Annotated in this window: 41 protein-coding genes; all 41 read left to right on the top strand. The window is 43.7% G+C overall.

Annotation, left to right across the window (positions count from 1 at the left end):
- Positions 1–441: EF-Tu C-terminal domain-related protein (locus BR02_RS0111460; protein ID WP_034639335.1), on the top strand; the 441-nt coding region annotated here is incomplete at its 5' end.
- Between the two features lie 168 nt (positions 442–609).
- Positions 610–918 carry a 30S ribosomal protein S10 gene (gene rpsJ / locus BR02_RS0111455; protein ID WP_031517219.1) on the top strand — a complete coding sequence of 103 codons (309 nt, stop codon included), beginning with the start codon at positions 610–612 and terminating at the stop codon, positions 916–918.
- Positions 919–1020: 102 nt separating this feature from the next.
- Entirely contained in the window at positions 1021–1650 is a 630-nt protein-coding gene (gene rplC / locus BR02_RS0111450; protein WP_031517217.1) for a 50S ribosomal protein L3, read from the top strand.
- A gap of 28 nt (positions 1651–1678) precedes the next feature.
- Positions 1679–2302 (top strand): 50S ribosomal protein L4, encoded by a 624-nt coding sequence (gene rplD, locus BR02_RS0111445; protein WP_031517215.1) that lies wholly within the window; start codon positions 1679–1681, stop codon positions 2300–2302.
- A complete protein-coding gene (gene rplW, locus BR02_RS0111440; protein ID WP_031517212.1) occupies positions 2302–2589 on the top strand; it encodes a 50S ribosomal protein L23 in 288 nt (95 codons plus the stop codon). Before rplD ends, rplW begins: the two co-directional genes overlap by 1 nt.
- A 13-nt stretch (positions 2590–2602) precedes the next feature.
- Positions 2603–3430, top strand: a complete 828-nt coding sequence (gene rplB / locus BR02_RS0111435) for a 50S ribosomal protein L2 (protein ID WP_031517210.1) — start codon at positions 2603–2605, stop codon at positions 3428–3430.
- Between the two features lie 17 nt (positions 3431–3447).
- Positions 3448–3732, top strand: a complete 285-nt coding sequence (gene rpsS, locus BR02_RS0111430) for a 30S ribosomal protein S19 (protein WP_031517208.1) — start codon at positions 3448–3450, stop codon at positions 3730–3732.
- 20 nt (positions 3733–3752) lie between these two features.
- Positions 3753–4094, top strand: coding sequence for a 50S ribosomal protein L22 (gene rplV / locus BR02_RS0111425; RefSeq protein ID WP_031517207.1), 342 nt, complete (start codon positions 3753–3755; stop codon positions 4092–4094).
- 4 nt (positions 4095–4098) lie between these two features.
- On the top strand, positions 4099–4764 hold the full coding sequence (rpsC, locus tag BR02_RS0111420; RefSeq protein ID WP_031517205.1) for a 30S ribosomal protein S3: 666 nt from the start codon (positions 4099–4101) through the stop codon (positions 4762–4764).
- A 3-nt stretch (positions 4765–4767) separates the two neighbouring features.
- Positions 4768–5202: a 50S ribosomal protein L16 gene (rplP, locus tag BR02_RS0111415; protein ID WP_031517203.1), complete on the top strand. Its 435-nt coding sequence runs from the start codon at positions 4768–4770 to the stop codon at positions 5200–5202.
- Complete coding sequence (gene rpmC / locus BR02_RS0111410) at positions 5192–5395, top strand: 50S ribosomal protein L29 (RefSeq protein WP_031517201.1); 204 nt, start codon at positions 5192–5194, stop codon at positions 5393–5395. Before rplP ends, rpmC begins: the two co-directional genes overlap by 11 nt.
- 25 nt (positions 5396–5420) lie before the next feature.
- Entirely contained in the window at positions 5421–5690 is a 270-nt protein-coding gene (gene rpsQ / locus BR02_RS0111405) for a 30S ribosomal protein S17 (protein WP_114638877.1), read from the top strand.
- Positions 5691–5733: 43 nt separating this feature from the next.
- Positions 5734–6102 (top strand): 50S ribosomal protein L14, encoded by a 369-nt coding sequence (gene rplN / locus BR02_RS0111400; protein WP_031517197.1) that lies wholly within the window; start codon positions 5734–5736, stop codon positions 6100–6102.
- A 17-nt stretch (positions 6103–6119) separates the two neighbouring features.
- Positions 6120–6440 (top strand): 50S ribosomal protein L24, encoded by a 321-nt coding sequence (gene rplX, locus BR02_RS0111395; protein ID WP_031517195.1) that lies wholly within the window; start codon positions 6120–6122, stop codon positions 6438–6440.
- A gap of 28 nt (positions 6441–6468) precedes the next feature.
- Positions 6469–7014 carry a 50S ribosomal protein L5 gene (rplE, locus tag BR02_RS0111390; RefSeq protein WP_031517193.1) on the top strand — a complete coding sequence of 182 codons (546 nt, stop codon included), beginning with the start codon at positions 6469–6471 and terminating at the stop codon, positions 7012–7014.
- Positions 7015–7068: 54 nt separating this feature from the next.
- Positions 7069–7254: a type Z 30S ribosomal protein S14 gene (locus BR02_RS0111385; protein WP_031517191.1), complete on the top strand. Its 186-nt coding sequence runs from the start codon at positions 7069–7071 to the stop codon at positions 7252–7254.
- A 20-nt stretch (positions 7255–7274) separates the two neighbouring features.
- Entirely contained in the window at positions 7275–7673 is a 399-nt protein-coding gene (gene rpsH / locus BR02_RS0111380; RefSeq protein ID WP_031517189.1) for a 30S ribosomal protein S8, read from the top strand.
- Positions 7674–7695: 22 nt separating this feature from the next.
- Positions 7696–8235 carry a 50S ribosomal protein L6 gene (rplF, locus tag BR02_RS0111375; RefSeq protein WP_031517187.1) on the top strand — a complete coding sequence of 180 codons (540 nt, stop codon included), beginning with the start codon at positions 7696–7698 and terminating at the stop codon, positions 8233–8235.
- Between the two features lie 17 nt (positions 8236–8252).
- Positions 8253–8621: a 50S ribosomal protein L18 gene (rplR, locus tag BR02_RS0111370; RefSeq protein ID WP_031517186.1), complete on the top strand. Its 369-nt coding sequence runs from the start codon at positions 8253–8255 to the stop codon at positions 8619–8621.
- A gap of 29 nt (positions 8622–8650) precedes the next feature.
- Positions 8651–9151, top strand: a complete 501-nt coding sequence (gene rpsE, locus BR02_RS0111365) for a 30S ribosomal protein S5 (RefSeq protein WP_031517184.1) — start codon at positions 8651–8653, stop codon at positions 9149–9151.
- Between the two features lie 10 nt (positions 9152–9161).
- Positions 9162–9341: a 50S ribosomal protein L30 gene (gene rpmD, locus BR02_RS0111360; protein ID WP_031517182.1), complete on the top strand. Its 180-nt coding sequence runs from the start codon at positions 9162–9164 to the stop codon at positions 9339–9341.
- Positions 9342–9354: 13 nt separating this feature from the next.
- The gene (rplO, locus tag BR02_RS0111355; RefSeq protein ID WP_031517180.1) at positions 9355–9795 is read left to right on the top strand and encodes a 50S ribosomal protein L15; all 441 of its coding nucleotides are present in this window, start codon (positions 9355–9357) and stop codon (positions 9793–9795) included.
- A gap of 1 nt (position 9796) precedes the next feature.
- Positions 9797–11056, top strand: a complete 1260-nt coding sequence (gene secY / locus BR02_RS0111350; protein WP_031517178.1) for a preprotein translocase subunit SecY — start codon at positions 9797–9799, stop codon at positions 11054–11056.
- Positions 11057–11066: 10 nt separating this feature from the next.
- The gene (gene map / locus BR02_RS0111345; RefSeq protein WP_031517177.1) at positions 11067–11813 is read left to right on the top strand and encodes a type I methionyl aminopeptidase; all 747 of its coding nucleotides are present in this window, start codon (positions 11067–11069) and stop codon (positions 11811–11813) included.
- A gap of 41 nt (positions 11814–11854) precedes the next feature.
- Positions 11855–12148, top strand: coding sequence for a KOW domain-containing RNA-binding protein (locus BR02_RS0111340; RefSeq protein ID WP_238442464.1), 294 nt, complete (start codon positions 11855–11857; stop codon positions 12146–12148).
- A 31-nt stretch (positions 12149–12179) separates the two neighbouring features.
- On the top strand, positions 12180–12398 hold the full coding sequence (gene infA, locus BR02_RS0111335) for a translation initiation factor IF-1 (protein ID WP_031517173.1): 219 nt from the start codon (positions 12180–12182) through the stop codon (positions 12396–12398).
- Positions 12399–12430: 32 nt separating this feature from the next.
- Positions 12431–12544, top strand: a complete 114-nt coding sequence (gene rpmJ, locus BR02_RS15160; protein ID WP_084171034.1) for a 50S ribosomal protein L36 — start codon at positions 12431–12433, stop codon at positions 12542–12544.
- 20 nt (positions 12545–12564) lie between these two features.
- Entirely contained in the window at positions 12565–12936 is a 372-nt protein-coding gene (gene rpsM / locus BR02_RS0111330; protein WP_031517171.1) for a 30S ribosomal protein S13, read from the top strand.
- Positions 12937–12957: 21 nt separating this feature from the next.
- Entirely contained in the window at positions 12958–13347 is a 390-nt protein-coding gene (gene rpsK, locus BR02_RS0111325; protein WP_031517169.1) for a 30S ribosomal protein S11, read from the top strand.
- Positions 13348–13362: 15 nt separating this feature from the next.
- Positions 13363–13989: a 30S ribosomal protein S4 gene (gene rpsD, locus BR02_RS0111320; protein WP_031517168.1), complete on the top strand. Its 627-nt coding sequence runs from the start codon at positions 13363–13365 to the stop codon at positions 13987–13989.
- A 55-nt stretch (positions 13990–14044) separates the two neighbouring features.
- Entirely contained in the window at positions 14045–14992 is a 948-nt protein-coding gene (locus BR02_RS0111315; protein ID WP_031517166.1) for a DNA-directed RNA polymerase subunit alpha, read from the top strand.
- Positions 14993–15007: 15 nt separating this feature from the next.
- A complete protein-coding gene (gene rplQ, locus BR02_RS0111310) occupies positions 15008–15346 on the top strand; it encodes a 50S ribosomal protein L17 (protein ID WP_031517164.1) in 339 nt (112 codons plus the stop codon).
- A gap of 83 nt (positions 15347–15429) precedes the next feature.
- Positions 15430–16281 (top strand): energy-coupling factor transporter ATPase, encoded by an 852-nt coding sequence (locus tag BR02_RS0111305; RefSeq protein WP_031517162.1) that lies wholly within the window; start codon positions 15430–15432, stop codon positions 16279–16281.
- Positions 16269–17132: an energy-coupling factor transporter ATPase gene (locus tag BR02_RS0111300; RefSeq protein ID WP_031517160.1), complete on the top strand. Its 864-nt coding sequence runs from the start codon at positions 16269–16271 to the stop codon at positions 17130–17132. The genes BR02_RS0111305 and BR02_RS0111300 overlap by 13 nt, the downstream gene beginning before the upstream one ends.
- Positions 17133–17137: 5 nt before the next feature.
- The gene (locus BR02_RS0111295) at positions 17138–17941 is read left to right on the top strand and encodes an energy-coupling factor transporter transmembrane component T family protein (RefSeq protein ID WP_031517159.1); all 804 of its coding nucleotides are present in this window, start codon (positions 17138–17140) and stop codon (positions 17939–17941) included.
- An 8-nt stretch (positions 17942–17949) separates the two neighbouring features.
- Complete coding sequence (truA, locus tag BR02_RS0111290) at positions 17950–18693, top strand: tRNA pseudouridine(38-40) synthase TruA (protein WP_031517157.1); 744 nt, start codon at positions 17950–17952, stop codon at positions 18691–18693.
- Positions 18694–18826: 133 nt separating this feature from the next.
- A complete protein-coding gene (gene rplM, locus BR02_RS0111285; RefSeq protein ID WP_031517155.1) occupies positions 18827–19255 on the top strand; it encodes a 50S ribosomal protein L13 in 429 nt (142 codons plus the stop codon).
- Positions 19256–19287: 32 nt separating this feature from the next.
- The gene (gene rpsI, locus BR02_RS0111280; RefSeq protein ID WP_031517153.1) at positions 19288–19680 is read left to right on the top strand and encodes a 30S ribosomal protein S9; all 393 of its coding nucleotides are present in this window, start codon (positions 19288–19290) and stop codon (positions 19678–19680) included.
- Positions 19681–20326: 646 nt separating this feature from the next.
- Complete coding sequence (locus BR02_RS0111275; RefSeq protein ID WP_031517151.1) at positions 20327–21148, top strand: heteromeric transposase endonuclease subunit TnsA; 822 nt, start codon at positions 20327–20329, stop codon at positions 21146–21148.
- Entirely contained in the window at positions 21132–23195 is a 2064-nt protein-coding gene (locus BR02_RS0111270; protein WP_031517149.1) for a Mu transposase C-terminal domain-containing protein, read from the top strand. Before BR02_RS0111275 ends, BR02_RS0111270 begins: the two co-directional genes overlap by 17 nt.
- Complete coding sequence (locus tag BR02_RS0111265) at positions 23176–23733, top strand: AAA family ATPase (RefSeq protein WP_031517147.1); 558 nt, start codon at positions 23176–23178, stop codon at positions 23731–23733. The genes BR02_RS0111270 and BR02_RS0111265 overlap by 20 nt, the downstream gene beginning before the upstream one ends.
- Positions 23734–24011: the final 278 nt, after the last annotated feature.

The raw sequence follows: 24011 nt of genomic DNA, 5'->3' as shown, positions 1-24011 counted from the left end.
GAAAAGTCACGCAAAACAGTATGTACCGGAGTAGAGATGTTCCGCAAACTGCTGGACTATGCCGAAGCCGGCGACAACATCGGTGTGCTGCTGCGGGGTGTTGACCGCAAAGAGATTGAGCGCGGTCAAGTTCTGGCAAAGCCCGGCACCATTAAGCCCCACACCAAGTTTGATGCAGAAGTGTATGTACTGACCAAAGAAGAAGGTGGCCGTCACACCCCATTCTTTAACGGATACCGTCCCCAGTTCTACTTCCGTACCACTGACGTAACCGGTACCGTTCAGCTTCCGGACGGAGTAGAAATGGTAATGCCCGGTGACAACACCAAGTTTAACATTTCGCTAATCACTCCCATTGCCATTGAAGTGGGTCTGCGCTTTGCTATCCGTGAAGGCGGACGTACAGTGGGTGCCGGTGTTGTAACTGCCATTCATGAGTAGGTTTAGGCTATGTTAAGGGAGGTGGGTAGCACAAGCCCCCACCTCCTGTCATGTGTAGCAAGGTAGTTACCTGTGGTATAAAGTGCGATGAAGTGAAAGGTTGCCTGCCCAGGCAGGGAAATTTTCATCGAGTAGTCCGCAACAATCGGGCGATAAGGAGGAAAAGCAGTGAAAAAACAAAAGATTCGTATAAGATTGAAAGCATACGATCACCAAATGCTGGATCAGTCGGCATCAAAAATTGTAGATACCGCAAAACGCACCGGTGCATCGGTGGCCGGCCCAGTTCCACTTCCTACAGAAAAGAGCATTTACACCATTTTGCGCTCTCCACACGTAAACAAAGACTCCAGAGAGCAATTTGAAATGCGTGTGCACAAAAGACTTATTGACATTATCGATCCTACACCGAAAACTGTAGATTCATTAATGCGTCTTGATTTGCCTGCCGGTGTAGATATTGAAATAAAACTTTAACTTAAAAACTAAAATGAAACACCCGGGTCGGTTTTCCTGGGAAGAGATAACGATTATGTTCGCAGGTCGAACCAATGATCGTGACAGGAGGTGCAGTAAATAATGTCAAAAAGCATTCTGGGCAGAAAGGTTGGCATGACACAACTGTTGACACCAGAAGGTCAGGCGATACCGGTGACTGTTATTGAAGCAGGACCGTGTTTAGTGGTACAGAAAAAAACCGAAGAAACCGATGGCTACAGAGCTATACAGTTAGGTTTTGGAGATATACGTGAGAAACTTGTTAACAAACCTTTAAAAGGGCATTTTTCCAAAGCAGGTATTCGTCCTTTGCGGTTTGTGCGGGAGTTTAGAACTGATAACGTAGAAGAGTTTGAAGTTGGCCAAGAAATTAAAGCCGATATCTTTGCCGAAGGGGATAAGGTAGACGTTATCGGTACTTCCAAGGGCCGTGGATTTGCAGGCACTATTAAGCTTTATGGGTTTGCCAGAGGGCCTATGAGTCACGGTTCTAAAAACCACCGTCGCCCGGGTTCGGCTGGAGCTGTGGGGCAGGGTCGCACCTTTAAGGGTAAAAAGTCACCCCGCCACATGGGAACAGACAGAGTTACCGTACAAAACCTGGAAGTGGTTAAGGTTGACGCTGAGAAAAACTTACTGGCCGTTAAAGGGGCAATTCCCGGTCCCAAGGGTGGCTTGGTAATGGTGCAAAGCAGCGTCAAGGCTAAGTAGCGGCGGTAGCGAAAGGAGGAGTAAAGTGATGCCCAAAGTGGCAGTTTATAATATCAATGGCGAGCAAGTCGGCGAAATTGAGCTGAATGAATCAGTATGGGGTATTCAGCCAAACGAACACGTATTGCACGAAGCAGTGGTTATGCAATTGGCCAGTCGCCGGTTGGGCACCCACGACACCAAGACACGTGCTGAGGTAAGTGGCGGTGGGCGCAAACCCTGGCGGCAAAAGGGCACCGGTCGTGCAAGACATGGTTCCATTCGTTCACCCATTTGGCGTGGCGGTGGAGTTGCATTTGGACCGCACCCCAGAAGTTACAAATATTCACTACCCAAAAAGGTAAGACGCCTGGCGATGAAGTCAGCCCTTTCATCCATAGCACAGGCGGGTAATATCTTGGTGCTGGACACCTTGGTTCTTGATCAGCCCAAAACAAAAGATATGGTAAACATATTAAATAACTTAAAGGTAGACAACAAGGCCTTGGTGGTAACTGCAGACAAGGACGCAAATGTGGTTAAATCAGCCCGCAACATTCCCGGCGTAAAGCCTCTCAATGCTGCAGGTCTCAATGTTTATGACTTGCTGCATCACGAGAAACTGGTCATTACCAAAGACGCAGTGGCCAAGGTTGAGGAGGTGCTGGCATAATGAAAAACCCGCGGGATATTATAAAAAAGCCGGTGATTTCAGAAAAAAGCACCGAACTGTTAGCTGATAACAAGTACACCTTTTGGGTAGACAACGATGCTAACAAAGTTGAAATTAAACAGGCGGTAGAAAGCTTGTTTAAGGTTAAGGTAGAAAAGGTTAATACCATAAATGTTAAGGGCAAACGCAAGCGCGTACGCCAATTTGTCGGCAAAACCCCTGACAGGAAAAAAGCGATAGTAAGTCTCAGGGAAGGCGACAAGATTGAGATTTTTGAAGGACTGTAAGGAGGTATGCTAGGTGGCAATCAAAAAGTATAAACCAACCTCCCCAGGTCGCCGCTTTGTAACTGTTTCGACTTTTGATGAAATTACAAAGTCCGAACCTGAAAAGTCATTGTTGGCACCTCTGTCTAAAAAAGCAGGTCGTAACTCGCAGGGTCGTATCACTGTACGGCACCGGGGTGGCGGCCATAAGAGGATGTACAGAATAATTGACTTTAAGCGGGATAAAGATGGTGTTCCGGCAAAGGTGGCAGCAATTGAATACGATCCGAACCGCTCAGCTCGGATTGCATTGTTGCACTACGCCGATGGGGAAAAACGCTACATTATAGCACCAATCGGATTGACCGTTGGCAGTGTTGTAGAATCCGGTCCAGATGCAGATATTAAGGTGGGCAACGCATTACCGCTGGCCAATATCCCGGTTGGTACCATGATTCACAACATTGAATTACATCCAGGCCATGGCGGACAGTTGGTACGCTCTGCCGGTGCAACAGCACAGTTAATGGCTAAAGAAGGCAAATATGCAACCATTCGGATGCCCTCGGGCGAGATGAGAATGATTTTGCAAACATGCCGTGCCACCGTCGGTCAGGTTGGTAATTTAGATCATGAAAACATTACTATTGGTAAAGCGGGACGCCAGCGCTGGTTAGGCAAAAGGCCCAGCGTCCGCGGGGTTGTAATGAACCCTGCCGATCACCCACACGGCGGTGGTGAAGGACGTTCACCTATCGGTAGAAACCCGGTTACTCCGTGGGGTAAACCTGCACTGGGAGCGCGTACTCGCAAGAAGAATAAAACAAGTGATATGCTGATTGTTAAGCGGCGTAAAAAGTAATTAAAGGGGGTCCAGGTATGGGTCGTTCACTCAAAAAAGGACCGTTTGTAGAAGAAAGGCTGATGACCAGGATTATAAAGATGAACGAAACCGGTGACAAAAAGGTGATAAAAACCTGGTCTCGGAGTTCCACCATTTTTCCGGAAATGGTAGGTCATACCATAGCAGTACATGACGGTCGAAAGCATGTGCCGGTATACATTACTGAAGACATGATTGGACATAAGTTAGGTGAATTTGCTCCCACACGGACTTTCCGTGGTCATGGAGGGCATACTGAAAGGTCTACTGCTCTGAAGTAGTACAGAGAGGGGGGCGAAAAATGGAAGCTAAAGCTATTGCCAAGTTCATTAGAATTTCTCCTCGCAAGGTTCGCCAGGTGGTTGACTTAGTTCGCGGCAAGGAAATAGAAGAAGCGCTGGCAATATTAAAGCACACACCGAAGCGGGGATCGGCAGCGGTGGTAAAGGTAATAAACTCTGCTGCAGCTAATGCAGAGCATAACTATGAAATGAATAAGGATAACCTATATATTGCAGAGGCATATGTGGATCAAGGTCCCACCCTCAAGCGCTATAAACCGCGGGCCTATGGTCGTGCAGATTTGATGCGCAAGCGTACCAGCCACATAACAATTGTGGTAAAAGAGAAAAAGGAGGGATAACTAAGTGGGCCAAAAGGTTAACCCTGTAGGATTAAGGGTCGGTATAATCAGAGATTGGGAGAGTAAATGGTTTGCTGATAAGCGTAACTACTCTACTCTGCTAATCGAAGATGTAAAAATAAGAGAATTTATCAAGAAGAAACTGTATCTTTCAGGCATATCCAGGATTAACATTGAACGTGCAGCCAACCGTGTTAAGGTAACCATTCACACTGCAAAGCCGGGCATTGTAATCGGCCGTGGTGGCGCAGAGGTGGAAGCTTTAAGACAAGAGCTTGAAAGAATGACAGGTAAAAAGGTTAACGTCAACATTCAAGAAGTTAAAGTACCTGAGGCAGATGCCCAGTTGGTGGCAGAAAACGTAGCCTCCCAGCTGGAAAAGAGAATTGCATTCCGCCGTGCCATGAAGCAAGTGATCGGCCGTTCAATTAAGATGGGAGCCAAGGGTATTAAAGTTGCAGTTAGTGGACGTCTGGGTGGTGCTGAAATAGCACGCACTGAATGGGCCAGCGAAGGCAAAGTACCTCTACACACCCTGCGGGCCGATATTGACTATGGTTTTGCGGAAGCTGACACAACATACGGCAAGATCGGCGTTAAAGTATGGATATACAAAGGAGAGGTGTTGCCCCAGAGGGCACAGGCGGCTGCCGTAGAAGGAGGGGAATAGGCAATGCTAATTCCAAAAAGGGTTAAGTATCGTAAACAACACCGCCCGCGCAAATTATCAGGTCGTGCCAAGGGTGGCGTTGAGATTCAATTTGGGGAATATGGCTTACAAGCATTAGAACCTGGCTGGATTACCAACCGTCAAATAGAAGCGGCTCGTATTGCCATGACCCGATATATTAAACGTGGTGGTAAAGTATGGATTCGTATTTTCCCGGACACCCCGATTACCCAAAAGCCTGCTGAAACCAGGATGGGTAGCGGGAAGGGTGCGCCTGAGCACTGGGTTGCAGTGGTTAAGCCGGGCCGTATCATGTTCGAAATTGCCGGTGTGGCAGAAGAAACAGCCCGGGAAGCCATGAGGTTGGCCGCTCATAAACTGCCCGTAAAATGCAAATTTGTTAAACGTGGGGAAGTAGGTGAAGCCAATGAAAGTTAAAGAGCTTCGTGAGCTTACAACTGAAGAGCTAAACAAGAAAATGGATGAGAACAAAGACGAACTCTTTAAGTTAAGATTCCAATTGGCTACGGGGCAGTTGGATAACCCAATGCGAATTAAAGAGGTTCGTCGCAAAATAGCTCGTGTGAAGACGATAATTCGTGAGCGTGAACTGGGAATTAAGAGAGCTTAATAGCTTTTGCGAAAAGGAAGGAGGCGTGCCTGTGCAAGAGCGCAACCTACGTAAGGTTCGCTACGGACGCGTAGTGAGCGATAAGATGGATAAGACCATTGTCGTTGCAGTGGAAAACTTTACCAGACATCCCTTATATGGTAAAACGGTACGGCAAACAAGAAAATACAAAGCCCATGACGAGGAAAATGCCTGCCGTATCGGCGATGAAGTTAAAATTATGGAGACTCGCCCTCTGTCTAAGGATAAGCGCTGGCGGGTTGTGGAGATTCTCCGGAAAGGTAAGCAGATATAATAGCTTCGGGCTGGAGATAGCGCTCTGAAAGGAGGGAATCGTTTTGATTCAAGTTGAAACAAAACTTAATGTCGCAGACAATACAGGGGCTAGAAAACTTCTATGTATTCGTGTATTAGGTGGATCCGTTAAAAAATACGCCCGCATTGGTGACGTTATAGTTGCCAGTGTTAAAGAAGCCACACCAGGGGGCGTTGTTAAGAAAGGCGACGTGGTTAAAGCCGTTATTGTGCGTACTGCCAAAGAAACCCGGAGGCCTGACGGATCATACATTAAATTTGATGAGAATGCAGCAGTAATAATAAAAGATGACAAGAGTCCTAGGGGCACTCGTATCTTTGGCCCTGTAGCCAGAGAATTACGGGATAAAGATTACATGAAAATAATATCTCTGGCTCCCGAGGTTCTGTAAGAGTGGAGGTGCATACTATGCCCAAAGTACACGTGCGCAAGGGAGATACAGTGGTGGTAATAACCGGCAAAAGTGCTGGCAAAAAAGGCAAGGTTTTGGAAGTTCACCCCAAAACCGGCAGAGTTGTGGTAGACGGTGTTAACATAGTTAAACGCCACTCACGCCCAACTCGGACCATGCCACAGGGAGGTATAATGGAAAAACCTGCTCCCATACACAGTTCCAATGTGATGCCGTTTTGCCCTAAGTGTGACCGCCCCGTTCGTGTAGGCAAAAAGATTTTGTCTGACGGCAAAAAAGAACGTGTTTGCAAAAAATGTGGTAAGGTGCTTGACTAATCCACAAGCGGGAAGGAGGTAGCTGCCAGTGGCCAGGTTGAAAGAAAAATACAAGCAAGAAGTAATCAAAGCCATGATGCAAAAATTCGGCTATAAAAACGTTATGGAAGTACCCAGACTGGAAAAAGTGGTAATAAACATCGGTTTGGGTGAAGCAATACAAAACTCAAAGGCTGTAGATGCAGCAGTGAACGATTTGATGGTAATTACAGGGCAACGGCCTGTGGTAACCAAAGCCAAAAAATCTATCGCCGGTTTTAAACTTAGAGAAGGTATGATAATCGGAGCAAAGGTAACTTTGCGCGGTGATCGGTTATGGGAATTTGTAGACAGACTTATCAGCGTTGCGCTACCAAGAGTTCGCGACTTCCGTGGAGTTTCGCCTAAGTCATTCGATGGCAGAGGAAACTATACTCTAGGAATTAGAGAACAGCTAATATTCCCCGAAATTGAATACGACAAGGTTGACAAGGTGCGCGGTATGGACGTGTCCTTTGTAACCACAGCTAAAACCGATGAAGAAGCCCGGGAATTACTAAGGCTATTGGGTATGCCGTTCCAAAAAGCCAGTTAATAAACCCATCATTGACCGGTACAAGATCGATGTCCGGTAAAAGGAGGGAATCTAATGGCAAAAAAGTCTATGATTAACAAAGCAAACCGTACCCCTAAATACAGAGTTCGGGGTTATAATCGCTGCAAACTTTGCGGCAGACCTCATTCATACATGAGGAAATTTGGCATATGCCGTATTTGTTTCCGTGAATTAGCTTACAGAGGCGAAATTCCGGGAGTAAAGAAGGCGAGCTGGTAAAAAGGAAGGAGGTAGGGGCAATGGTAATGACTGATCCCATTGCGGACTTCTTAACCCGTATTCGCAATGCTAATATGGTTTTTAGTGATAAAATTGAAGCTCCCGCATCCAATATGAAAAAATCAATTGCCGAGATCCTCAAGCAAGAGGGCTATGTAAAAGACTACGAAGTAATTGAGGATGGGAAACAAGGTGTCCTACGGGTATACATGAAGTACGTTGGTGATAAAGAACGGGTTATCACCGGTCTAAAGAGAATATCCAAGCCAGGGCTGCGGGTATATGCAAGAAAAGATAACGTGCCTAAGGTATTAAACGGGTTGGGTATTGCCATAATATCCACTTCCAAAGGAATTATGACCGATAAAAAAGCCCGTCAACTAGGTGTAGGCGGAGAAGTTATCTGCTACGTCTGGTAAGTTGGCTAAGGAGGTGTAGGATATGAGCCGTATTGGTAGAAAACCAATCCCGGTACCCCAAGGCGTTGATGTTCAGGTTAAAGATAACCTGGTGCAGGTAAAGGGGCCAAAGGGGCAATTGGAAAGAACAATGCACCGGGATATGATAATAAAATTGGAAGATAACAACGTTGTAGTAGAGCGCCCGTCAGAAGAAAAGCAGCATAAATCATTGCACGGTTTAACCCGCACTTTAATTTTCAACATGATTGAAGGTGTAACCAAGGGTTACCAAAAGAACTTAGAATTAGTAGGTGTGGGATACCGCGCTCAAAAGCAAGGCAAAAAACTGGTCTTAAATGTTGGATATTCACAACCTGTTGAAATGGATCCTCCGGCCGGTATCGAAATTGAAGTTCCATCTCAAAACAGAATTGAAGTTAAGGGTATAGACAAAGAACTGGTAGGAAAAGTTGCAGCTAATATTCGTGCAGTACGGGAACCGGAGCCCTACAAAGGTAAAGGTATTAAGTATGAAAACGAATACATTCGCCGCAAAGCCGGTAAAGCTGGTAAGAAATAGGGAAGGGGTGAAATCAGTTGTTAAAAAAGCCTGACCGCAAAGCCATTCGTGCTAAACGTCGTTTAAGATTACGCAATAAAATTCTGGGTACAGCAGAGCGCCCAAGACTAAATGTGTTTCGTAGTTTGAACCATATTTATGCACAAATTATTGACGACGAAAAGGGTGTAACGCTGGTTGCTGCTTCATCCCTATCGCCGGAACTTAAGGGTAATTTAAAAACAGGCGGAAATATTGAAGCTGCAAAGGCAGTGGGAGAACTGATAGGTAAAAAAGCTGTCGATGCAGGCTTGAAAAGGGTAGTGTTTGATAGAGCGGGATACATCTATCACGGTCGAGTCAAGGCGCTGGCTGAAGCTGCCAGAAGTGCCGGTTTGGAATTTTAATACGGTACAAGGAGGGAATAAGAAGCATAATGTCAAGAATTGACCCCAGCAAGCTGGAATTATCCGAACGGGTTGTATATATTAACCGCGTTGCAAAGGTGGTAAAAGGTGGACGGCGGTTTAGTTTCTCGGCCCTGGTGGTTGTGGGCGACGGAAATGGCCACGTGGGTTACGGACTCGGTAAAGCCAGCCAAGTTCCCGATGCCATTCGCAAAGGCGTAGAAGATGCAAAGAAAAACATGATAACTGTACCTCTAAACGGAACAACTCTTCCCCACGAAGCTTTGGGGAGATTTGGAGCAGGTAAAGTTTTATTAAAACCGGCTGCTCCCGGTACCGGAGTTATTGCCGGTGGTGCTGTGCGTGCTGTTTTAGAGTTGGCTGGAGTACGTGACATTCTTACAAAGTCGCTGGGCTCTAACAACCCCAACAACATGATACGTGCTACCATGGAAGCACTGTCAAGACTGAAAACACCTGAAGAGGTGGCACGCCTAAGAGGAAAAACGGTTGAAGAACTGTTAGGTTAGGAGGGCGATTATGGCCAAGTTAAAAATCACTCTGGTGAGAAGCCCAATCGGCCAGAACGAAAAACAACGTATCACTGTAAAAACACTGGGTTTAAGAAAATTAAACAGCTCAGTGATTCATGAAGACACCCCTCAGATTAGAGGAATGGTGAATAAGGTATTACACTTAGTTAAAGTAGAAAATGCGTAAAGGAGGTGCGCCGGTGAAACTGCACGAATTAAAACCTGCTCCTGGGGCAAGGAAAAAAGCAATCCGTAAGGGTAGAGGCATTGCCACAGGGAAGGGAAAGACTGCCGGGCGTGGGCATAAAGGTCAAAAGGCTCGTTCCGGAGGTGGAGTAAGGCCAGGTTTTGAAGGTGGTCAAATGCCTTTGCAGCGCCGCTTACCCAAACGCGGATTTACAAATATTTTTAGAAAAGAAATTATTGCCATTAACGTAGACCAACTAAACAAATTTGACAATGGAACAGTGGTAACACCAGAACTGCTTAAAGAAACCGGTGTGATTAAAAAAGTAGCAGACGGAGTGAAAATATTAGGTGACGGTAATTTAGAGAAAAACCTTACAGTTCGGGCAAATGCCTTTAGCAAGTCGGCAGCCGAAAAAATTGCCGCCGCCGGCGGAACTGCAGAGGTGATCTAGCTTGCTGGATAGCTTAAGAAACGCTTTTAAGGTTTCGGAACTGAAAAACAAGTTGCTGTTTACATTGGCGATGCTGTTAGTGTTCAGGGTGGCAGCACATATACCGGTGCCCGGGGTAGACCCCAGCCTATTTAAGGAACTGGCTCAAAGCAACATGCTGTTCGGTTTTTTTGATGTTATATCCGGAGGCGCCTTTGCAAATATTTCAGTGGTTGCCATGGGGATATTCCCCTATATTAACGCATCAATTATCATGCAACTGTTAACTGTTGTTATACCAAGGTTAGAGCAACTGGCCAAAGAAGGCGAAGAAGGACGTAAGAAAATAACCCAGTACACCAGGTACTTTACTGCGGTGCTTGCCTTTATTCAGGCCATTGGTCTGTCCATTTACCTAAAAGCAGCCTTGGCCAATCCGGGTCCCTTTGCCTACATTGCAGTGGCCATTACGCTAACTGCCGGTACCGTCTTCTTAATGTGGCTCGGTGAGCAAATTACTGAAAAGGGTATTGGCAACGGTATATCTTTGATAATATTTGCCGGTATTGTTTCAGGCATTCCCGGTGCAGTTATGTATCTAAGTGAGGCGCTGGTTGTGGGTACCATTAGTATTCTGAGTGTACTGGCGCTAATCGTAATAGGTTTGCTGGTAATAGCCGGAATAGTGGTTGTTCATCAAGGTCAGCGGAGAATACCGGTGCAATATGCGAAAAGGGTAGTTGGTCGTCGGGTTTACGGCGGGCAAACAACTCACCTGCCCTTGAGGGTTAACCAGGCCGGTGTAATTCCTGTGATTTTTGCGTCGTCACTGCTGATGTTCCCTGAGCAACTTGCCCAGTGGTTTGGTGGCGCTAAATTTGGGCAGTGGTATACTACCTACCTTGGTTTTGGTACCATTCCCAACACCGTAGTTTATGCCCTGCTGATTATGGGATTCACTTACTTCTATACCGCCATTATTATGAACCCCGTTGATATGGCAGATAACATTAAAAGGCATGGTGGATTTATTCCGGGCATGAGACCCGGACGCCCCACTGCAGAATACATTTCCAAAGTAATGAGCAGAATTACCTTGGCAGGGGCGGTATTCCTGGCCTTGATTGCCATAATGCCAAACTTTGTAATGGCGGCAACTAAGATACCGGGCATATGGTTTGGCGGTACCTCACTGTTAATTGTGGTAGGGGTTGCCCTTGATACCATGAAACAAATTGAATCACAACTATTAATGCGCAGTTATCAAGGATTCATTAAGTAGGATGATATAAATGATTACCTGCAAATCTGAAAAAGAACTAGGCTACATGCGTGATGCCGGTAAACTTGTGGCCCTAACCTTTAAAGAGCTGGAAAAGGCTGTGAAACCCGGGGTTACCACAAAAGACCTTGACACCATAGCGGAAGACTTTATTGTCAAAAACGGTGCAAACCCGGCTTTTAAGGGCTTATACGGGTTTCCGGCCACCATATGTGCTTCAGTAAACGAAGAAGTTGTTCATGGTATCCCTGGTTTAAGAAAATTGGATAGTGGAGATATTATTAGTATTGACCTTGGAGCAGAAATAAATGGCTATTTTGGAGACAGTGCCCGTACACTGCCGGTGGGTGATGTAAGTGATGAAGCACTGGAACTGATGCGGGTGACAGAGCAAGCACTGTATATAGGAATTGACTATGCTGTGGACGGGAATCGCCTATCGGACATATCCCATGCCATACAAAGCTATGCGGAAGGCCATGGATATTCAGTGGTTCGAGACTATGTGGGCCATGGAATAGGCAGTAAACTGCACGAAGAGCCTCAGGTACCTAACTACGGACGTCCCGGGCGTGGGCCTCGGCTTAAAGAAGGTATGACATTGGCCATAGAACCAATGGTTAATGTAGGCACATTTGAAGTGCAAACCCTTCCCAACAACTGGACAGTGGTCACCAAAGACAACAAATTGTCGGCCCACTTTGAGCACACTATTGCCATTACAGATGATGTACCTGAGATTTTAACCAGGCTGTAAAAACAGCGGGCCACGGACCGAAAGTTTGTGGGGGTGCGAGGTTGAAAGAAGAAGCGTTTGAAATGGGTCAATTAGTTTGCTCAACCGCAGGGCGGGATAAAGACACACTTTATTTAATCCTTAAGGTGGGAGACAATAATTGTTTATGGGTTGCTGACGGCACAAACCGGAGAGTTGAAAACCCTAAAAAGAAAAACATCAAACATTTAAAAATATTGCCCCATGTATCTGGACTGGTCAATGAAAAGATTAACGCAGGTGAACGGGTAAATAACGCCGATATACAAAGAAGTATTGCAGAGTACAAGGAGCAAAATATGGATTTGTTTGATTAGGGAAGGGGTAAGGGAGGTAAGGCCTAGACATATGTCAAAGAGCGATGTTATTGAAGTAGAGGGTATCGTAATTGAGCCGCTTCCGAATGCCATGTTTCGGGTAGAGCTAGACAATGGACATAAAGTACTGGCGCATGTATCTGGGAAAATAAGAATGAATTTTATTCGTATTTTACCTGGTGATAAAGTTACCGTTGAACTGTCGCCATATGATTTAACGCGGGGTAGAATAGTTTACCGGTATAAGTAACTTAACACCCAGCTAAAGGGAGGGTGAAACAATTGAAAGTAAGACCTTCGGTTAAACCGATTTGTGAAAAATGCAAGATCATTCGCCGCAAAGGTAAGGTAATGGTCATTTGTCTCAACCCTAAGCATAAGCAAAAGCAAGGGTAAAATGGAGGTGTTCATAACAGATGGCACGTATTTCCGGGGTGGATTTACCCAGGGATAAAAGAGTTGAAATCGGGCTGACCTACATCTATGGTATTGGGCTATCAACATCAAAAAGTATTTTAGCCGCAACCGGAATCAACCCGGATACCAGAGTCCGTGATTTAACTGAAGACGAAGTTAACAAACTACGTGAATATATCGATAACAACGTTGTTGTTGAAGGTGACTTGCGCCGTGAAGTGGCAATGAACATTAAAAGGCTAATTGAAATTGGCTGTTACCGCGGTTTAAGACACCGCCGCGGCCTGCCGGTTCGCGGACAAAACACCAAGACTAACGCCCGTACACGCAAAGGTCCGAAGAGAACTGTCGGTGTACGGAGAAAGAAGTAGCCTAAGGGAGGGAATTAATATATGGCGCGTCGCGCAACGCGTACTAGAAGACGCGAAAGAAAGAACATCGAAACCGGTGTTGCATTTATTAGGTCGTCATTTAATAACACTATCGTAACCATTACCGACCCTAAGGGAAATGCTATTTCTTGGGCTACAGCGGGTCAAGTTGGTTTCAAGGGTTCTCGTAAGAGCACACCTTTTGCAGCCCAAATGGCTGCAGAAAAAGCAGCAAAAGATGCAATTGAACATGGCATGAAAACAGTAGAAGTAATGGTTAAAGGACCCGGCGCAGGACGGGAGGCAGCTATACGTTCACTTCAAGCGGCAGGCTTAGAAGTAAGCATGATTAAAGACGTTACCCCTATTCCCCATAATGGATGCCGTCCGCCAAAACGTCGGAGAGTTTAGGAGGTGTTGAGCTAAATGGCAAGATATACCGGTGCGCAATGTAAACTATGTCGCCGTGAAGGCTTAAAACTATACCTGAAAGGTGATCGCTGCTATACAGGCAAGTGTGCCATAGATCGCCGCAGCTATCCCCCCGGTCAACACGGTCAAAGCCGCAGAAAGGTATCTGAATATGGATTGCAGTTACGGGCGAAACAAAGGGCCCGCCGTATTTACGGTGTGCTGGAAAGACAGTTCCGCAACTACTTTAAAGAAGCGGCCCGTCAACCGGGTGTTACCGGTGATAACTTACTGCGCCTCTTGGAGCGCCGCTTAGATAACGTAGTTTACCGCCTGGGCTTGGCAGTTTCCCGTACAGAGGCCCGGCAGCTGGTCAACCATGGACACTTTGAAGTAAATGGCCGCAAGGTAAACATACCATCATACCTGGTTCGCGTGGGAGACGAAATTACCGTACGTGAGCGCAGCAAGCAGTCCGCTAAATTGAAGGATTTAATAGAGCGGGCCAGTGAAAAAACCCCTCCTGCTTGGCTGGAATATGATGCTGAGCAAGTAAAAGGTCGTGTAGTGGCCCTTCCGAACAGAGAACAAATTGATGTTCCTGTTGAAGAACACCTGATTGTTGAGCGTTATTCCAGGTAGGTCGGGGGCTTGATTAAATATCTGCCTTTTTTCGGCCAAAGGAGGGTTACCGCATATGTTGGAAATTGAGAAACCAAGAATTGAGTGTGTAGAGCATAACGAAGATAATACTTACGGTAAGTTTGTAGTAGAACCTCTGGAAAGGGGATACGGCATTACCTTAGGTAATAGTTTGCGCCGCATTTTGCTGTCTTCACTGCCCGGAGTTGCAGTGACATCAGTTAAAATAGATGGCGTACTGCACGAGTTTTCAACAGTTCCAGGTGTTAGGGAAGACGTAACAGACATAATACTAAACCTTAAAATGCTGTGCCTTAAAATTCACGATGAGGAAGAGAAAGTACTAAGAATTGAAGCTCAGGGCGAAGGGACTGTAACAGCTGCAGATATTATTTGCGACGCAGACGTTGAAATATTAAATCCCGACTTACACATAGCAACGTTGGCCGAAAATGCGCGATTATTTATGGAAATTACAGTTGCCCGAGGCCGAGGATATTCTACCGCTGAGAAAAACAAAAAAGGTGATCACATAATCGGTGTAATCCCTGTGGACTCGGTATATACTCCCGTAAGGAAAGTTAACTTTAACGTGGAGAATACCAGGGTGGGGCAAATTACCGACTACGACAAACTAACACTGGAAGTTTGGACCGATGGAAGCATACGTCCGGACGAGGCAACCAGCTTGGCCGCAAAAATCATGAGTGAACACCTGCGCCTCTTTATCGGTTTAACAGAGGCAACTAACGATGTAGAGATCATGGTTGAGAAGGAAGAAGAACAAAAAGATAAGATATTGGAAATGACCGTTGAAGAACTGGATCTCTCGGTGCGCTCTTACAATTGCTTAAAGCGCGCTGGCATCAATACCGTTGAAGAATTAATACAACGCACCGAAGAGGACATGATGAAAGTACGCAACTTAGGTAAAAAATCCCTGGAAGAGGTAGTAAACAAACTGGCCGAACTGGGACTTACCCTAAGAAAAGACGACGAGTAGTAAGGAGGGAGAACGGTGGGATATCGTAAGCTAGGGCGAAACACCGGTCACCGCAAAGCTATGCTGAGAAACTTAGTGACCTCACTGTTTCGGGAAAACCGTATTGAAACCACTGAAACCCGGGCTAAAGAGGTAAGAAGCATAGCAGAGAAACTGGTAACTTTGGCAAAGAAAAATGACCTTGCAGCAAGACGCCAGTGCTTAGAATACATTTACGAAGAAAAAGTAGTAAGAAAGCTTTTCAATGAAATTGCACCAAAGTATAGTGATCGCACAGGTGGTTATACAAGAATTATAAAAACCGGTTACCGCAGAGGTGACGCTGCACCAATGGCTATCTTAGAGCTGCTGTAATAACTTAGCATTAAGTCGTGGGAAATCGCCTAACATGCGATTTCCTTATGGCGTTTAGGGGGTATCTAAAAGGAGGTACCACCGTGGATGCAAACAAAGATAAGATATTAATAGAACTAAAAGATGTGTGTTTTAAATACCAAGTGGGTAAAGACAGGTATGTCAGTGCCCTAAGGAACATCAACTTAAGCATCAAGCAAGGGCAATTTATAACAGTTACCGGTGGTAACGGTTCAGGCAAATCTACATTGGCCAAACACCTAAATGGACTATTGACGCCCAGCAGTGGCAAAGTGCTTGTTCAAGGCATGGATAGCAGCAATGAAAAAAACATATGGGAAATTCGCAGGCGTACCGGGATGGTTTTTCAAAATCCAGATAATCAGTTGGTGTCATCCATATTAGAAGAAGACGTTGCCTTTGGATTGGAGAACCTGGGTCTTGCCCCGGAAGATATTAAGAGAAAAGTAGATTATTATATTAAGCTGCTGAAGTTAGACCATATGAGAAAGCACCCCCCACACTTGCTTTCAGGGGGGCAAAAACAGCGTTTAGCCATTGCGGGCGTGTTGGCCATGGAGCCGGATTGCCTGGTCTTAGATGAACCCAGCGCCATGTTAGATCCATTGGGAAGGCAAGAACTGTCTGAAATCATTATCCAACTGAACAAAAGGCATAAAAAAACTGTGGTACTGGTAACCCATCTAATGGATGAAGTTGCATTATCCGATCGGGTTATAGTGCTGCAAAGGGGTAGAATTGTGGCAGATACCACCCCCCGGCAGCTGTTCAGCATGGGGGAAGAGATAAAAAATTATCGGCTTGAACTTCCGGATGTGGTGAAATTTGCACAAGGCTTATCTGCCGGTGGTTTTAAGATGGACAGACCCCCCTTAAATATAGAAGAATTGGTGGATGGCCTATGTGGGCAATAGAACTACACAAAGTCAGCTATACCCATAATGCCTCTACACCCTTTGAAACCAAGGCCTTGGTGGATATTTCATTAAAGATTGCCCAAGGCCAAACGGTGGGCATTATCGGTCCCACCGGGTCCGGAAAATCTACTTTGATACAGCATTTTAACGGGCTGCTGGCCCCGCAGCAGGGCACCGTTAAAGTATTGGGCCTAGACGCTGCAGATAAAAAAATAAGAAAACAGCTGTGGAGAAAAGTGGGCTTGGTATTTCAATACCCAGAACAACAGCTGTTTGAGGAATCGGTATACAAGGACATCGCCTTTGGCCCAAAGAACTTGGGTTTACCGGACAGTGAGATAGAAAAAAGGGTTTATGAAAGTATAGATATCGTAGGCATTGACAAAGGCTTGTTAGATATGCCGCCCTTGACTTTAAGCGGGGGTATGAGGAGGCGGGTGGCCATTGCCGGCGTAATGTCCATGCAACCCCAAATATTGGTATTGGATGAGCCCACTGCCGGTATGGATCCACAATTTAAAAGACAGTTTTTGCATACTTTAAAAAAGTTAACCGCCCAAAGGAATATTACCATAATTATAGTCACACACAGTATGGAAGAAGCAGCGGAAATAACGGAACAATTGATAGTACTCAATAAAGGAAAAATAGAGATGCAAGGCTCCCCCCGGGAGGTATTTAAGCAAGCCGATCGGCTAATAGAAATGGGCTTAACGGTTCCCTTTGAAGTCAATGTAATGTTAAAACTACAGCAACGGGGTTTAGATGTACCCAATGATGTGTTAGGTATCGATGAAGCGGTTAATGAAATACTAAAAGTAAAGGGCTGCCTTAAAACAGGAGGCTAGCTTATATGTTAGGACGCATTACCCTTGGTCAATTTGTACCGGGTAACTCCATTGTACATCGGTTAAACCCTGTGGTTAAAGTGTTGGCCGTCATTACCGGAACATTGGCCATATTTGTATGGCCGGGAATAAAAGGTATTTTAATTTCCTCTCTGTATTTAGCATTAATAATATTACCTGTGGCTAAATTAATTCGTTTTGTTTTTCGGGGTTTATGGCCCCTTTGGGTAATTATTACTTTTACCTTTGTGTTTCATGCCTTTTCAGTTCCCGGTGAGACAGTCTTTTCCTTGGCCTTTCTCCATATGACAAAAGAAGGCCTTGAAAAGGCACTGATTTTTGTAGGCCGTTTAGTAATGGTGGTAATGCTGGTTTCTGTTCTTACACTTACCACTTCTCCGGTGGCACTTACCCATGCCCTGGAAAAAATTTTAAGTCCCTTTAAAAGAATTGGGGTTCCTGCCCATGAGTTGTCTATGATGATGACCATTGCCTTGCGGTTTATTCCCACGCTGGTGAGTGAAGCGGAAGTTATTATGAAAGCCCAAAGATCCAGAGGAGCAGATTTTACCCAAGGCGGTTTGGTTGATAGAATAAAAGCACTGGTTCCATTCATTGTTCCCCTGTTAGCAGGTTCACTGCGCAGGGCTGAGGAGTTGGCGGTAGCCATGGAATCCCGCTGTTATCGAGGGGGCATCAATAGAACCTCTATGAATCAAATGTATCTGGGTAAAACCGATTACCTTGCTTTGATAATAACTGCTGCTTTCCTGGGGATGGCAATTACTTACCGGTTTGCAGGCTGGTGATAAATGTTTTGAGAAATATAAAACTGACGGTGGCATATGATGGCACCGATTACCATGGTTTCCAAGAACAGCGTGGCTCCGGAGTTGCTACAATACAAGACCGGCTGGAAAAGGCCTTATCTAAATTAGCCAAACGCCCTGTGCAGGTGATAGGGGCCGGGCGCACCGATTCCGGCGTTCATGCTAAGGGACAGGTGGTAAACTTCAGGTGTGACAGTTGGCCCGTACCTTTAGAAAAACTGCCACTGGCACTAAATGCCCTTTTGCCCGGTGACATTGTAGTGACAAAGGCGGAAGAAGTAAGCATAGACTTCCATGCCAGATTTTCGGCAATTGGTAAAACTTATATATACACCATACACAATCACCGCTTGCCCGATCCCTTTTCAAGAAGATTTGCCCTACATGAACCCCGACCCTTGGACCACAGGGCAATGGATAGGGCAGCAAAGTATTTAGAGGGAGAGCATGACTTTAAGTCATTCCAAGCCCAAGGTACGCCGGTAATAACCACCGTCAGAAAGATTACCGAGGCAAAGGTGGAGCGGGAAAGGGACAAGGTGTATATTATATTGACAGCAAACGGTTTTTTATACAACATGGTAAGAATAATTGCCGGCACCTTAATACAGGTGGGTCTGGGGAAAATTTCCCCCGAAGACCTGGTCAATATATTGAACAGTAAAGACCGGACCCAGGCGGGACCAACCGTTCCCCCCCAGGGTCTGCGCATGGAGAAAGTATATTATTAATTTTTACTGACAAGAGACACCTGGAAGCGTGTTTTTCTTGACATGATATTTACCATATATTAAAATACAACTATGTGACTAAAGGCAGTCCCGCCCCGTTCTGCCTGAGGTTATGCTGCAAGGAGGGAAAAAAATGAAGACTTTCATGGCAAAGCCGGAGGAAGTCCAACGCAAATGGTATGTAATTGATGCCCAGGGCAAAACTTTGGGCAGATTGGCAACTGAAGCCGCACGCATTCTGCGTGGCAAGCACAAACCTACTTATACTCCCCATGTGGACACCGGCGACCATGTTATTGTAATTAATGCTGAGAAGGTTGTATTAACCGGAAATAAACTGCAACAAAAGAAATACTATCGTCACAGCGGTTACCCAGGTGGCTTGAAAGCAACCCCCTATTCCGAAATGATGAAAAAGAAACCGGAAACTGTTGTTGAAAAAGCTATCTTTGGTATGATGCCGCACAATCGTTTAGGTGCAAAGGCCGCTAAGAAACTGAAGGTATATCGCGGAGCTGAACACCCCCACCAGGCTCAGCAGCCTGAAGAGTGGAAATTTTAAATTATAAGTTGTAGTGGAAGGAGGCTGTAAGAGTGGCCCAAGTTCAATTTTATGGTACCGGGCGCAGAAAGAGTTCAGTGGCCCGGGTGTATCTGGTGCCCGGTGACGGAAAACTAATCATTAACAATAAAGAACTAAGCGAATACTTCGGTCGCAAGACCTTAGAAGCCATAGTACGCCAACCTTTAGAAATTACCGGTGTAGAAGGTCGTTTCAATGTAAAATGTACAGTACACGGCGGTGGTACCACCGGTCAGGCCGGTGCGGTTAAAATGGGTATTGCCCGTGCCTTGGTTCAGGCAGACCCCAACCTGCGCCCCGTGCTAAAGCGTGCCGGTTTCCTAACCCGCGACCCGCGGATGAAGGAACGCCACAAGTACGGCTTGAAAAAAGCCCGCCGTGCACCTCAATTCTCCAAGCGTTAATAGAGGTGTTTCATTACACACGAGTTTGTTTACAATTACAAAGTTTGCTTATCGCAAGCGCCAACCGTCATTGGTTTATATACCTTTGGCGGTTTTTTGTTGTGTAAAAAAGCATATAAGAATGTATAAATTATTAAATCCGGACGCAGTTTTAATCCCTCGTAAGCCTGTATAATTCGTATGTGTAGGTGGTTTCGATATTTCCTCCCGTAGGTTATACCCTGCGTATGAATACTCATTACCTTCCACGAGCAAACTTTGTCATTCTTCACTGCTCACGAGCAAACTCGCTTGTCATTTTCTCATTTTTTATATATTTTTTTATATTTTTTAAGGTAATAAAACCCGAGAGCAAACTTTGTCACTACAAGGGAAGAAACAGCGAGAAGCCTTGCAACAACTACATTTCATCACGAGCAAACTTTGTAACTACGTGAGCAAACTTATTTGTAACTGGACATAGTAATAAATAAAAAATGGCACAAAAATAAGGGTAAATTTCAGAAAAAAATTTTATAGTAAGCAAACGCCAATATTCAGCCGTTTAATAAGTTTTCTATATAAAATAAAGCATTATCCCTGTTGAAAATCCCAGTATACTACGTTAACATCACATCCAAGAAGTATGAAAGAAAGGAAGGTTTATATGGCCAAAAGAGATACTTCTTGGACTATGGCAAAGTATAAAAGATTCCTGTCTGAAAACCGTGGTGCAGGGGAATTAGCCTCCTATAAGCCCTGGTTATCTATACAAGACTTCCCGTCAAAAGGCAGGGTTTCACGTATAAAAGGCTGGAAGACAAACAGAATACATCATTTCTTTTCAGATATACAAACGAGATGTTTCTACATGTTTGAATGGGATGATGAAATAGTAGATATTAGAGAACATTATCCACTTTTAGATTTAGCAGAGGTAGTAAAAGACAATAAAGACCTTAAGCAAGAGTTTTTTATTAATAAAGAGCCTCCATATATACTAACAACTACATTTCTACTAACTTTACGAAATCACAAATATATTGCAAGGACAGTAAAATCATCGAGTGAGTTAGGGAAAAAGTCCGTGTTGGAAAGACTTGAAATAGAAAGAAGATATTGGGCAGCAAAACAAATTGATTTTGGCATAGTCACCCAAAAAGAAATACCTACTAAAATGGTAAAAAACATAGAGTGGATACACTCAAGTTTGTATACCTATGAAGAAAGAGGCTTAACAGAAAATTCATTAGAGAATTATTGTAACATTCTAATTGATAAATTTAGGGATAGTAAATATTCAATTAGAAAAATAACTTCTGATTTTGATAAAGAAAATGATGTGTCAGATGGAACAGGGTTATACATTTTTAAATACCTTCTAGCATCTAAACATATTTACATTGATATGAGTGAATCAATAGATATAGCAAAAAGTCGTCCCAAAATTATTATTGATTGGGGTGCTAGGTATGCTTCCAATCAATAGTGTAATCTTATATGAAACAAGTCAGGGTAAAATATATTACCGAATTCTGTATTACTATAAAGATATCATCTATCTAATTGATATTTACGGTAACTCAATGCCTATTACAGTTTCAGAAACCTTTATTCAGAGTGGGTTAAATGATGGCACTATATATGTTTTAGATAACGAACCATATATGATCATTAAAGATGAAGAGGATATCCTACCTAAACATAAGGCCATAAGAGATAAGGCCTATAATGCCATTAAAGAGATTGTTGCAATTGAGCCTGATATTTACATTGCTGAAAAGAGGGCTAAACTTGTCAGAGAATATGTTGAAAATATCCACGAAGCAACTGTAATGAGATATTTAAAACGGTTTTGGCAGAGAGGTATGCACAAAAACTCTTTACTTCCTGATTATCATAATTGTGGTGGGAAACAAGGGAACAAAGAAAAAGATAATACTTTTGTTATTACCCCCGAAACGATAAAGATTTTTAATACAGCACTTAATAGGTTTTATTACAATTCTTCAAGAAAGACTTTAACATTAACCTATGAACTTATGATTAAGGAATACTTTAGTGATAATGGAATAGTAAATGAAGCCATTCCTACATTAAGACAATTCAGGTATTGGTTTAATAAGGAGAGAAACATTAAAAAAGAAGTATCTACCAGGCAAAGTGCAAAGCGATATGAATTACAACATAGGGGGTTAACAGGCTCTTCTACTGAAGAAGCATTTGGACCGGGAGCAATATTTCAAATAGATGCAACAGTAGGAGATGTTTATTTAGTATCCCAATATAATCGAAATTGGATTATAGGAAGGCCGGTTATATATACTGTTATGGATGTATTTTCACGTTGTGTCGTAGGAATTAATATATCTTTGGAAGGTCCAAGTTGGATTGGGGCGAGTATCGCATTAATTAATGCTGCGTCAGATAAAGTATCCTTTTGCAGGAAGTACGGTATAGAGATTGGTAATGATGAGTGGAATTACTGCAGCACCCTGCCCGAAGCAATTATTGCAGATAGAGGAGAATTGGAAGGGGAAAACATAGAATCTTTAATATCAGCATTTGGAATAAAAGTATTAAACACCAGCCCTTATAGAGGTGACATGAAGGGGATTATTGAGAGGTATTTTAACACTATAAACCAACATACCAAGCCTTTCATGCCCGGTGCAATTAAAAGTCAATATCGTGAAAGAGGAGAGCAAGATTACAGACTATCAGCAACTCTTGATTTAAGGCAGTTTACTCAAATCATAATAAAATGTGTATTGTATCATAATAATCATCACTATTTATCTAACTATACCCGAAGTGAAGATATGATTGCAGACGGTGTAGAACCTATACCCAAGTTAATCTGGGAATGGGGTATTGCTAATAGAACAGGAAGGTTAAGAACTGTTGATGAGGATTTATTGAAATTAAATTTACTGCCAAAAGATAAAGCAACTGTGACACAGCATGGGATTAAATTTAAAGGGATGCTATTTGGTTCTAAAACCTCATTAAAAGAACGATGGTTCGAGAAAGCAAGGAACAATGGATCTTGGAAAGTTGACATATCATATGATCCAAGGGATATGAGTTATATTTATATCAAATATGAAGATGGGAGAAAATTTGATAAGTGTTTTTTATTAGAACACCAGTCAAGATACAAAGAAAAGTCCATTGAAGAAGTAACTTATCTAATGGAACATGAAAAAATGCAGACTAAAGCATCAAAAAAAACAGAATTGCAAAATAAAATAGATTTATTAAATGACATAGAAGAAATCATTGAACAGGCAAAAGAAGAGACAAAAAATGAAGTTGAAGAAGGCATAAGCAAAAAAAGGCGTATCCAGAATATCAGAGATAATCGCCATTTTGAGAAGCAGCAGGAGAGGAAACAAAATATTATCGAAATAAGACCAGAAGAACCAAATATAGTAGTTGAAGAAAAAGCCTATGGTGATGCCGAGCAAAATTTAGTCGAATTACTATTAAAGGCACAGAAGGAGGGAAAAGACCGTGCTGGATTTGATACATAATGCCCAATACAAAGAGCAGATTATTTCAGAATATAAAGGTAATCCATTTATAGAGGCATTGCCTGAAATCATTTCTTCTGAAGAGGTAGTATCAAAGTTAGCAAATTTTCCTCCCTATAATAAAGAAGAAAGACAGTTAGATAATCAATACAGAGCCCATTTAGTGGGACGTCTATATGATGTCTTTCAGCCACTAGCGATACATTTAGATTTAGAAAGTAGAATCAGTAGAGTTATAAGACAGGGTTATGTAGCAAGAAATGTATTGGATAAGTCCTTTGTTTCAAACAATTATCGCAGCACCGCAGGCTCTTTTACTTTACTTGGAGTATCAGGTATGGGGAAAACAACAGTTGTGAACAGAATATTATCCATGTATCCACAAGTAATCGTTCACTCTAAATACAAAGATATCCCACTTTCACGATATCAGGTAGTATATTTAAGGCTTGAATGCTCTTACGATGGAAGCATTAAAGGACTTTGTCTATCATTTTTTAGTAAGGTTGATGAGGTATTATGTGAACTTGCAAATTAAACCAGCACCTCATTTTCACAATATATCAGCACATTTTCCGGTCCAATGTGCAACAATTGCAAATTAAATTAGATTTTGTTCCAAGGATTTTTCACATTTGCACGATGTTTTAGCAGCTGAAACAATTAGGAAAAAGAGCCAAAATAAATAGAAAAACCGGTTGGCAATCACCAACCAGTAGTTAGATACCGGCCTCTTCAGCCGCCAAATGAACCACACTGTCATCAATAAGCTCTTTTTGGACCTGGTAACCGGCCAATAGACAGTGAGTAGCCAGC

This window comes from Desulfofalx alkaliphila DSM 12257 (assembly GCF_000711975.1).
Lineage (GTDB): Bacteria > Bacillota > Desulfotomaculia > Desulfotomaculales > Desulfohalotomaculaceae > Desulfofalx > Desulfofalx alkaliphila.
This window is presented reverse-complemented; position numbering and strand designations above follow the sequence as displayed.